This is a genomic window from Acidovorax sp. JHL-9 (genome assembly GCF_000426205.1).
Lineage (GTDB): Bacteria > Pseudomonadota > Gammaproteobacteria > Burkholderiales > Burkholderiaceae_C > Acidovorax > Acidovorax soli.
Map to the genome: position 1 here is coordinate 40,280 of NZ_AUEX01000028.1, position 9,682 is coordinate 49,961.

Genomic DNA, 9,682 nt, shown 5'->3' on the forward strand with positions numbered 1-9,682 from the left:
TGATGCAGTGGCAGGAAAGCGGGGTGTGGTGGCTTCAGTTGCGGAAGGGCCACAGGTGGAAGAAGCGGCGGATGCGCCGCCACACTTCGGCCAGGCCGTGCGGCTCGAACACCAGGAAACCGATGATCAGCAGACCGAAGATGATGGTGCGCACGGGCGAGAGGAACACCGTGTATTCGGTGCTGTTGGGCAGCAGGTCGAACACCAGCTTGAGCAGCTCGGGCACCATGGTCATGAACACTGCGCCGAGGATGCCGCCCAGGATGGAGCCCATGCCGCCGACGATGATGGCCGCGAGGAAGAAGATGGACATCAGCAGCGGAAAGCTCTCGGGCGTGACCACGCGAAAGAAGTAGGCCCACAGGCCGCCCGCCACGCCGGCGTAGAACGACGACAGGCCGAACGACAGCAGCTTGTAGCGCAGCAGCGGAATGCCCAGCACCTCGGCCGAGATGTCGCGGTCGCGGATGGCGATGAAGGCGCGGCCGATGCGTGTGCGAAACAGGTTGGCGGCACCGAGCAGCATCAGCACCGTGACTGGAACGATCAGCCAGTACAGGCGAAAGGATGTCTCCAGCGGCATGCCAAAAAGCCTGGCGGGCGGCACGCTCAGGCCGCCGGTGCCGCCGGTGAACTTCCAGTTGGCAAAGATGAAGTGCGCGATGAACGATGCCGCGATGGTGGCAATGGCCAGATACAGCCCCTTCACGCGCAGCGACGGAATCCCCACCACCAGCCCGCCCAGCATGGCGACAAAGCCGCCGGCCAGCAGGTTGAGCAGGAAGGGTGTGCCCAGGCGCGTTTCCAGCACCGCAACCGTGTAGGCACCCAGCCCCATGAAGGCCGCCTGCCCCAGGCTCACCAGCCCGGTGTAGCCCGTGAGGATGTTGAGCCCCGTGGCACTGGCCACGTTGATGCTGACCAGGCAGGCGAGGTAGAGCCAGTAGTCGCTGGCCATGAAGGGGAACAGCACGAGCAGGGCGGCGGCCACGGCCAGCCACGCCTTTTGCGTGCGCGAGTCGAACAGCGCCGCGTCGGCGATGTAGGTTTCCTTGAGGGTTCCGATACGCATCAGAGTCTCTCGATCTCGTGGGTGCCGAACAGGCCGTAGGGGCGGACCATGAGGATGCCGACCAGCACGATGAAGGTGGCGAGCAGCTTGAATTCGCCACCCAGGTAGGCACCGGCCAGGGCTTCGACCAGGCCGATGCACAGGCCGCCGACAAGCGCGCCCAGCACGCTGTCGAGCCCGCCGACGATGACGACGACCAGCACCGACAGGCCGAACACCCCCATGCTGGACGAGATGCCGCCGATCGAGCCGACGATGATCCCGGAGATGGCCGCCAGCATGGCGGACGCCACCCAGGACAGCGAGAACACGCGCGGCACGTTGATGCCCACCGAATACGCCGCGGCCTGGTCCGACGCCGTGGCGCGCAGCGCCACGCCACCGCGCCAGAAGCGGAACACCAGCAGCACGGCGGCGATGAACAGCACCGCGATCACCGCGCCCCAGAACACCTTGGGCGCGAGGAAGGCGTCGCCCACCATGATGGGCTGCGTGGGCATGAAGTCGGGCAGGCGGCGCTGGTCGGCGCTCCAGATCATCTCCACCAGGCCCACCAGCACCGAGGCCAGGCCCACGGTGACCATGAAGACGGAGATGGGTGGCTCGCCCAGCAACGGCCGGATCATGGTGCGCTCGATCACCGCACCCAAAAGCCCGGTGCCCAGCACGGCGCCCGGAATGGCCAGCCACAGCGGCAGCGCCATCATCGAGGCAAAGGTGAAGAACAGGTAGGCGCCGACCATGAGCAGCTCGCCGATGGCGATGTTCACCACGCGCGTGGCCTTGTAGACCATCACGAAGGCCAGCGCCGCCAGGGCGTAGAGGCCGCCGCTGGCAATGCCGGTGAGGCTGATTTCAAACAGATAGGCCCAATCCATCATGCGGCTCCTTGGGCGGCTGCGGCGCCCGCCTGCAGCTTGCGGCGCAGGTCGCCCACGTCGCCCGAGCCGAGGTAGGCGCGGTTGACCTCGGGGTCTGCCTGCACCACGGCGGGGGCGCCCTGCGCAATGACCTGGCCGAAGTTGAGCACCACCACGTGGTCGGACAGGTCCATCACCATGCCCATGTCGTGTTCCACCATCAGCACCGTCACGCCCCATTCGGCGCGCACGTCGAGGATGAAGCGCGCCATGTCTTCCGTCTCCTCGCGGTTCATGCCGGCCACGGGCTCGTCGAGCATCAGGATCTCGGGCTGCATGGCCAGGGCACGCGCCATTTCCACGCGCTTTTGCAGGCCGTAGGGCAGGGCCGCGACTGGCGCGTGGCGGATGTGGTCGATCTCCAGGAAATCGATGATGCGTTCCTCGATGTCGCGGCGCAGCTCTGCCTCTTCGCGGCGTGCGCGGCCCAGGTACAGCAGCGCGTCGAATACGTTGGTCTGGAGGTGCGCGTGGCGGCCGAGCTTGATGTTGTCGAGCACCGTCATGCCGCGGAACAGCGCAATGTTCTGGAAGCTCCGCCCCAGGCCCATGCGGGCGCGCTGCGGCGCGGGGATGCGCGTGATGTCCTGGCCACGGAAGCGGATGCTGCCTTGCGCAGGCCGGTAAAAGCCCGAGATGGTGTTGAACAGCGAGGTCTTGCCGGCGCCGTTGGGGCCGATCACGGCGGTGATGGTGCCTGGCTGCACATCAAAGCCCACGCCCGACAGCGCCTTCACGCCACCAAAGGTGAGCGTGACGCCAGCGACCTGCAGCAGGGGGGCGGTGGCAGGGCCACGGGGTTGGTTTGTCTCCATCGGGCTCTTGTGCGGGTTTGTTCGAACCTGTAAATTTCTACTTTTACGTAAACTACTTACTCACGAGTAGATTCTTGGGTCAACCACCTTCCCCGGGCATCGGTAGTTTCCCGATGCGACAAGCACCATGAACCCAGCAACGGCCGCCAAGACCCCGAAGACCCGCAAGAAGACGGCATCGGCCGTGGCATCGCCCTGGGCTACCGCCCCCGATCGAGAACAGCAGCGCGAGGCCAAGCGCCAGGCCGTGCTGCAGGCGGCCGCACAGTTGTTCAACGAGCGCGGCTTCCATGCCACCTCGCTCGACGACATCGCCGCGCGGCTGAGCGTCAGCAAGCCCACGCTGTACTACTACGTGAAGAACAAGGACGAGATCCTGCTGCAGTGCGTGAGCCAGGGGCTGCAGATGACGCTGGAAGGCATCGAGGCCTCGCGCCAGGCCGGTGGCAATGCGGTGGACCAGCTGCGCGCCTGCATGCAGGTGTATGCCGACATCGTGATGCAGCCCTTTGGCATGTGCCTGATCCGTGTGGGTGACGAGGAGGTGCCCGAGCCCAGCCGCACGGAGCTGCGCCGCATGAAGTCGGAGATCGACCAGGCTTTCAGGCGCCTGGTGGCCCAAGGGGTGCAAGAGGGTTCGCTGCAGCCGTGCGACCCGAAGATGACGGCCTTTGTGATCGCCGGCGCCCTGAGCTGGATCGGCCGCTGGTACCAGCCGGGCGGGGAATACACACCCGAGCAGATCGCGCAGCAATGCATCGCCACGCTGTGCGACGGGGTGCTGCGGAGGGTGGAGGCACCGGCCAGGGCGGTGGCCCCGAAAGCGCCACGCAAATCACGGCGTTCATCCCCTGCACCGGTGGCGGGGAAGTGAGCGGCGCGGGCGGGCTTATGCCGCCTCTTGCTGCGGTTCGAACTGTTCGAGGGTTTGGAACAGCCGCTCCACCGTGGCCGATTCGAACACGCCCTCCGGCCCCTGCGCGTGGATGTCGGTGAACGGTGAGGCATAGAGCCGTTCGGCGGGCATGGCGCCGTGCTCGGTCAGGTGCTGCACGATTTCTTCGATGAACTGCAACTGGCTGGCGCTGGCTTGCCCCCCGCCAATCAGGTTCGAGAACGCGGCCATGGCGGCCTCGCGGTCCAGCCCGACCAGCGAGCGCACAAACACCGGCAGGCTGGTGTGCAGCGTGCGCGCACGTTCAATGTCGCCATCGGTGCCGCCCGCCTCGTGCAGCAGGGCTTCGAGTTCTTGCAGGTCGGCCGCTGTGAGGGGCTGGTTACGCCGCAGCTTGTGCAGCGCCAGCCGGTCTTCGTGGGCGCGCAGAAAGACCTTGGCCTTGGCGCGAAAGCGGTCAAAGTCTACGGCGCTAGCCACCAGGGGCAAATCCACTTCGGCGGTCTCGCCAATGGCGTCTTCAAAGTCGGTGTAGACCACTTTGCGGCTGCTTTTTTCGATGAGTTTGATCAGGCTGCGCAGTTTGCGCCGCGCCTGCTCCAGCATGCTGAGGGTCACGTCCTGCCACCACTCATCGCCCGCCACGGCCTCGATCAGCAGCAGCTCGTTCTTCACGGCTGGCACGCTGGCCAGCTCCAGCAGGCTGGCGGCCAGTTGCTGCACCCTGGCTTGCAGGCGGGCCAGGGCAGGTTCGCTGCGCAGCAGGGCCAACTCGGTGTTTAGTAGCAGGGCATCAAAGCGTTTGGCGTCTTCGTCATCGTCGCGTACGGCGGTGGGCAGGCCCGACAGGTGGGTAGCCACCTCGGCCAGTTGTTCGGGGCTGGGGCGCTTCCATGCATCCGGCTGCGCCCACGCCTCTACCCAGCGGCGCTGCGGGCGCACCACAAAGTTATCCAGCGACATGCCCGCCACCATGCTGTGCAGCAGGGTCGCTGTGTCGTGGCGGATACCGGCGTCGGTCAGCACAGGTGATTGCTGCGCCTCCTCGGCCACGCCGTCGCTGGCCAATCGTTTGTCGAGCACTTCAATCAGCTCCAGCCGCGCATTGAACAGGCGCTGCGACAGCGGCTGCGCCACGGCGCCTTCGCTGCCCTCCAGTTCCTGGTTGAAAAACTCCAGGTTCTGGCAGAAGTCGAAGATGAAAAAATCTTTCTTGTCCTGCCCCGGTCCGTACAGGTCTTTGCACAAGCGCGTGCCGCGCCCCAGCATCTGCCAGAACTTGGCCTTGGAGCGCACGATCTTGAAAAACACCAGGTTCACCACCTCGGGCACGTCGATGCCGGTGTCCAGCATGTCCACCGAAATCGCGATGTGTGGCGCCTGGTCTTTTTGCGAAAACTGGTCAATCAGCGACTGCGCGTATTCGGTCTTGAAGGTGATGGTGCGCGCAAACTCGCCCCGGTATTCGGGGTAATTGGCGTCAAAGCGCTGCTGGATGAACTCGGCGTGTTTCTGGTTCTTGGCAAAGACGATGGTCTTTCCCAGCCGGTCGCCGCCCGCCACCTTGTGGCCGCGCTCCATCAGCAGGGCCAGCATCTTGTCCACCGTGTCGGTGTTGAACAGCCACTGGTTCACCGCCTCGGCGCTCACTTCATCGGGGGCTTCGCCGCCTTCTTCGTCCCATTCCAGCGCATCCCACTGGTCTTTTTCGTCCTCGCTCAGCTCGTCGTAGCGAATGCCCTGGCGCTGGAACTTCAGCGGCACCGACACCGCGCGTGGCGGGGCCAGGTAGCCCTCGGCAATCGCGTCGTCCAGTCCATAGGCATCGGTGGGCACGCCGCTTTCCAGGCCAAACAGGCTGTAGGTGTTGCGGTCGATCTCGTCTTTGGGCGTGGCCGTCAGGCCCACCAGCAGGGCGTCAAAGTAGCTGAAGATGGAGCGGTACTTCTGGTAGATGGAGCGGTGCGCCTCGTCCACCACGATCAAATCAAAGTGCCCCACGCCAAAGCGGCGCTGCCCGCCGCCCGCACTTTCGTTGATGAGCCCCATCATCGTGGGGTAGGTCGATACGTACACCCGGCCTTCGGTGGCACGGTCGGTCACCAGGTTCACCGGTGCGGCGTCGGGCAGGTGGGCCTTGAAGGCGTTCACGGCCTGGTTCACCAGCGCTACACGGTCGGCCAGGAACAGCACGCGCTTGCACCAGTTGGCGCGCATGAGCACATCCACCAGCGCAATCACCGTGCGGGTCTTGCCTGCGCCCGTGGCCATCACCACCAGCGCCTTGCGGTGCTGGTCGCGCTCAAAGGTATCCAGCACGCGGCGGATGGCGCGCTGCTGGTAGTGGCGCTCCACAATGCCCGCCGCAATGGGCAGGGTGGCCAGCGGCTTGCGCGTGGTGCGGCGCTGGGCCATCAATTCCAGCTCGCCCTTCGTGTGAAAGCCCTGCACCGCACGCGGCGGGCTGGTGGTGTCGTCCCACATCCAGTGTTCGTAGCCATTCGTGCCGTAGATCACAGGGCGGTGGCCGGTGCTTTTTTCCAGGCAGTCGGCGTACAGGCGGGCCTGCTGCTCGCCTTCCTTGGCACTGCGGCGGGTGCGCTTGGCTTCCACAAGGGCCAGCGGCACTTCGCCGCTCCACAGCACATAGTCCACAAAGCCCTTGCCTTCGCCGTTGGGCATGCCCTGCACTTCAAATTCGCGGTCGCGTGGCTGGTCCAGCGCCCAGCCGGCTTCTTTGAGCAGCAGGTCGATGAACAGGTCGCGCGTGGCGGCCTCGTTGTAGTCGTGGGCTGGTGCGGGCTGCGCGGCGTTGACGGCCTTGGCGGCGGCAATTTCTGCGCGGTAGCGGGCCAGTTCGGCGTCCAGTTCCGCGTTGCGCGCGGCGGCTTCGCGCAGGGCCGCGTCGCGCTCGGCCAGGGCCTGGGCCTGCCGGGCCAGCGCCTCTTGCGCGGCCACCTGGGCGGCGCGGCTGGCGGCCTGCTCTTGCGCCACGGCGGTGCCCGCAGGCGGTGGCAGCAGGTCGGCGCGAAATTGCAGCGTGGCGGCGGGCCGGTCAGACACGCGGCGAGCGTAGTGCTGCGCCAGCCAAAAGGCCACATGGAACAGCTCGCGCAGCGCGTTGAGCGCATCCTGCGGCGGCACCGGGCGCGTGTGGTGCACGGCCTGGTTGCCCAGGCGGCGAATCACATCCATCTTGGCGTGTACCGCCGGGCCTACGAGTTGCTGAAAGCTGGGCTCAAACAAAAACGCCGACAAATCCGCCTTGTACGGCATGCGCAGGCAGCCACCCCGGCCCCCTTCGGCCTGGTAAAGCCAGGCCACCGTCAGCTCCAGCGTGCGGCGGGCGTAAAAGCAGGCGGTGCGCGGGTCGGCATGGGCAGCGGCCTCGGAGCGGCGGGCTTCGGCCAGCAGGTCGGGCCAGTCGGGTTGCAGGAAGGCGAAGTTTGAAGGCGCGACGCTCACAAAGGTCCTTTCTGAACGGGCTATTCGCCCGCCATGGGGTCGGTCATGGAGAGAGCGCTGGCCACGTGGGCGTTGAACACCTGCTCCATGGCATTCAGCAAGGCCTGCTCGGCGGGCGTGGGGGTGTGCTGCGCATCGATGTTGGCGCGCACCTTCTGCCACGCACGCGGCAGCGCTGTTGCCATGGCGCGGAAGGCCTTGAGTGTGTCGGCCAGACGGAAGCCGCAGTCGCCGCAAAACGCCTCCCACGAATGGCGGCCTACGGCATCAAAGTGATCTTCATCGCCGATGAACAGCGCCAGCCCGGTGTCGCCATAGGCGCGCACGCACAGCAGGTCGTACAGCGGGGCCAGGCGGTAGCCCTGGTCGCTCACCAATACCGACAGGTTCTTGGCATGCGCATCGGCGTTGCCGATGAGGTAGTTGAACATCACCCAGCGCTGGAACTGCAGCAGGTCGGCACCTGGCACCTTGACGTCCCGCAACGCCTGGGCCAGTTTGGCCAGGCTCACCAGGCCGCCGTTGCGTTCGTACTTCCACCCGTCGCCTTGGCCCAGCAGTTGGCAGCCATCAATCTGGTGCAGCGCCACGATGTGGCCCGCTACCAGCGCGCGGTCGTAGCGTCGCACCACATAGGCGGCCTCGGGCACGCGCAGCAACCACACCGGGGGCACCGGCAGCTTCAGCGCATGTGCCAGCTGCATGCAGGCGTATTCGTTGATGGCGCTGGGCGCATAGCGGGCCTGGCGTGAATCGGGTTTGAGGATGTGGGTGGTGGGCGAGGGGCCCAGGCTGTCGTACAGCTGCAGGTTCTTTTCGTCCAGCCGCAGTCCGATCTTGTCTTGCGCCCCCGCCAGCGACATGGTGGTGGCCCGGTTGGACACCAGCAGCGGCAGTTGGGCGCGGCCTGCCAGCCGTTCGCTCAGCGCAGCCAGGGGCAGGGGCTGGTAGCGCTGCAGCAGTTCGGGCTGCTCCCCCTCGGGCAGCAGGGCCAGCACACCGGGCAGCTCTTGTCCTAGACGGCCCAGCAAGTCAAAACGCGACGCATGGCGCAACTGCAGCGCGGCCATGATGTCTGCCAGCGCCTCGCCCTCGGGCAACAGGTTGTCAAAAAAGTGGCGCACCAGCGGGCCTGTGTAGCGCTGTGCGGCCAGCGCAAACTGCGGCGCCAGGGCAAACGCGCCGGGCTGGGCCAGCCACTCGGGGTCGTACTCGAAAAAGATCTCTGCGCCCGCATGGCCCAGCCAGCCCATAGGGCGGGCATTGGCCCACACGCGCAGGCGGATCATGGGGTCGAGTCCTCAGGTGGAGGGCCCAGCACGACGGAGGGCTGCCCGAACTCCAGCGGCGAAGCGCCTTGAGCCTGTACCACCACGCTGGGCCATCCCGTCACTTCCATCGTCAGCCCCAGCCCCTGCACCAGCAGCAGCAGCTTGCCCAGCGAACAGCGCTCGGGGGCGCTCTCGGCATCGCGAATGAATGAGGGGCTCACATTGCATACCGCCGCCGCCTGCGAGCGCGACAGGCCCTGGCGCTTGCGCTCTGCCTGCAGGCGCTCGGCCAGGAGGGCGAGGGTGGGAGGGGTGAGTTGCACGGTTTGACCTTATGGGGGCAATTACAGCACAAACCAGGGATTGAAGGTGGTTTTTGACCCCATAGGGTCTATTTCAACGCACGAGGTGCTTTGGGCACAGCCACGGAACGGGCGCAGTTGGAATAAATGCCCTGATAGGGTCAAAATTACTGAAATCATGGGGTCAAAGTCTCAGTTTTGACCCTGTAGGGGCACTTTTCGGGGCGTTGGTGTGGAACCCCCTCCGCCATCAAAGCTGCCCCGCAAACGCCCGCTGCTGCAGCGAGGCAAACAGCGCATCCAGCGCGGCCAAGGCGCGGCGGTGGGTGGCTTTGAGGGCTTCGATGGAGGCGATGCGGGTGGCGAAGGTTTGTTGGAGGGGGAGGGGGGGAGGTGAAATCCGCAGCCCTGCAACGATGCCCTTGTTTAAGTTGGGCATGGTTGCACCCAAAGAAAACTCTTCGAGCTTTGCTTTCATGCTTGCGCTGGTCAGTACGTGGAACAAGTACGTGGCCGTCGCAATTGTTGCGTTCGGTCGAATGTAGAGAGAGCCAGTGCCGCACATGAGTGGTCCATGTTCCGCAGTCACGATAGCGCAGCGGCCCATTTCTCCACGGCGACCGGGCCTGTCCGAATTTCTGTGTGTGAGGCTCATTGAACCTTCACCGATTTCGTGAAGCTGGTTGACTATCTTACGTGCTCGATTTCGTGAACCGATCTTCGTAGAGGATCGCGAATTGGTTCATCGCTGATTTCCAGTGGTTGGCCGCCCGTCCCCAGTCCTCGGTGATGTTGCGCAGTGCCAGCCAGATCAGCTTGGTGGCCGCGTCATCGCTGGGGAAGTGCCCGCGCGTCTTGATGATCTTTCGCAGCCGCGCATTCACGCTCTCAATCGCATTGGTCGTATAGATCACGCGCCGCACCTCTGGCGGGAAGGCGAAG

9 protein-coding genes are annotated in these 9,682 nt (G+C 65.4%); 1 reads left to right on the plus strand and 8 read right to left on the minus strand.

What is annotated here, in order from left to right; genetic code table 11:
* Nucleotides 1–34: 34 nt before the first annotated feature.
* Genes K225_RS0115800 through K225_RS0115810 form a run of 3 tightly spaced genes read right to left on the minus strand, consistent with a single transcriptional unit; the run spans nt 35 to nt 2,807 of the window.
* Nucleotides 35–1,072 (minus strand): branched-chain amino acid ABC transporter permease, encoded by a 1,038-nt coding sequence (locus tag K225_RS0115800; protein WP_026437311.1) that lies wholly within the window; start codon nt 1,070–1,072, stop codon nt 35–37.
* A complete protein-coding gene (locus tag K225_RS0115805; RefSeq protein ID WP_034713001.1) occupies nt 1,072–1,953 on the minus strand; it encodes a branched-chain amino acid ABC transporter permease in 882 nt (293 codons plus the stop codon). Before K225_RS0115805 ends, K225_RS0115800 begins: the two co-directional genes overlap by 1 nt.
* Entirely contained in the window at nt 1,950–2,807 is an 858-nt protein-coding gene (locus K225_RS0115810; protein WP_026437313.1) for an ABC transporter ATP-binding protein, read from the minus strand. Before K225_RS0115810 ends, K225_RS0115805 begins: the two co-directional genes overlap by 4 nt.
* Before the next feature lie 127 nt (nt 2,808–2,934).
* On the opposite strand from K225_RS0115810, the gene K225_RS0115815 reads away from it, so the two are divergent.
* Nucleotides 2,935–3,681 (plus strand): TetR/AcrR family transcriptional regulator, encoded by a 747-nt coding sequence (locus K225_RS0115815; protein ID WP_026437314.1) that lies wholly within the window; start codon nt 2,935–2,937, stop codon nt 3,679–3,681.
* A gap of 15 nt (nt 3,682–3,696) precedes the next feature.
* Here K225_RS0115815 and K225_RS0115820 read toward each other — a convergent pair whose 3' ends face one another.
* From K225_RS0115820 to K225_RS0115840, 5 genes are all read right to left on the minus strand, one after another.
* On the minus strand, nt 3,697–7,167 hold the full coding sequence (locus K225_RS0115820; protein ID WP_026437315.1) for a DEAD/DEAH box helicase family protein: 3,471 nt from the start codon (nt 7,165–7,167) through the stop codon (nt 3,697–3,699).
* 20 nt (nt 7,168–7,187) lie between these two features.
* Nucleotides 7,188–8,456, minus strand: a complete 1,269-nt coding sequence (locus K225_RS0115825) for a HipA domain-containing protein (RefSeq protein ID WP_026437316.1) — start codon at nt 8,454–8,456, stop codon at nt 7,188–7,190.
* Nucleotides 8,453–8,761 carry a helix-turn-helix transcriptional regulator gene (locus tag K225_RS21005; RefSeq protein WP_081679711.1) on the minus strand — a complete coding sequence of 103 codons (309 nt, stop codon included), beginning with the start codon at nt 8,759–8,761 and terminating at the stop codon, nt 8,453–8,455. Before K225_RS21005 ends, K225_RS0115825 begins: the two co-directional genes overlap by 4 nt.
* 229 nt (nt 8,762–8,990) lie before the next feature.
* The gene (locus K225_RS21830; RefSeq protein ID WP_081679712.1) at nt 8,991–9,395 is read right to left on the minus strand and encodes a restriction endonuclease subunit S; all 405 of its coding nucleotides are present in this window, start codon (nt 9,393–9,395) and stop codon (nt 8,991–8,993) included.
* A gap of 37 nt (nt 9,396–9,432) precedes the next feature.
* Nucleotides 9,433–9,682: transposase (locus K225_RS0115840; RefSeq protein ID WP_026437318.1), on the minus strand; the 250-nt coding region annotated here is incomplete at its 5' end.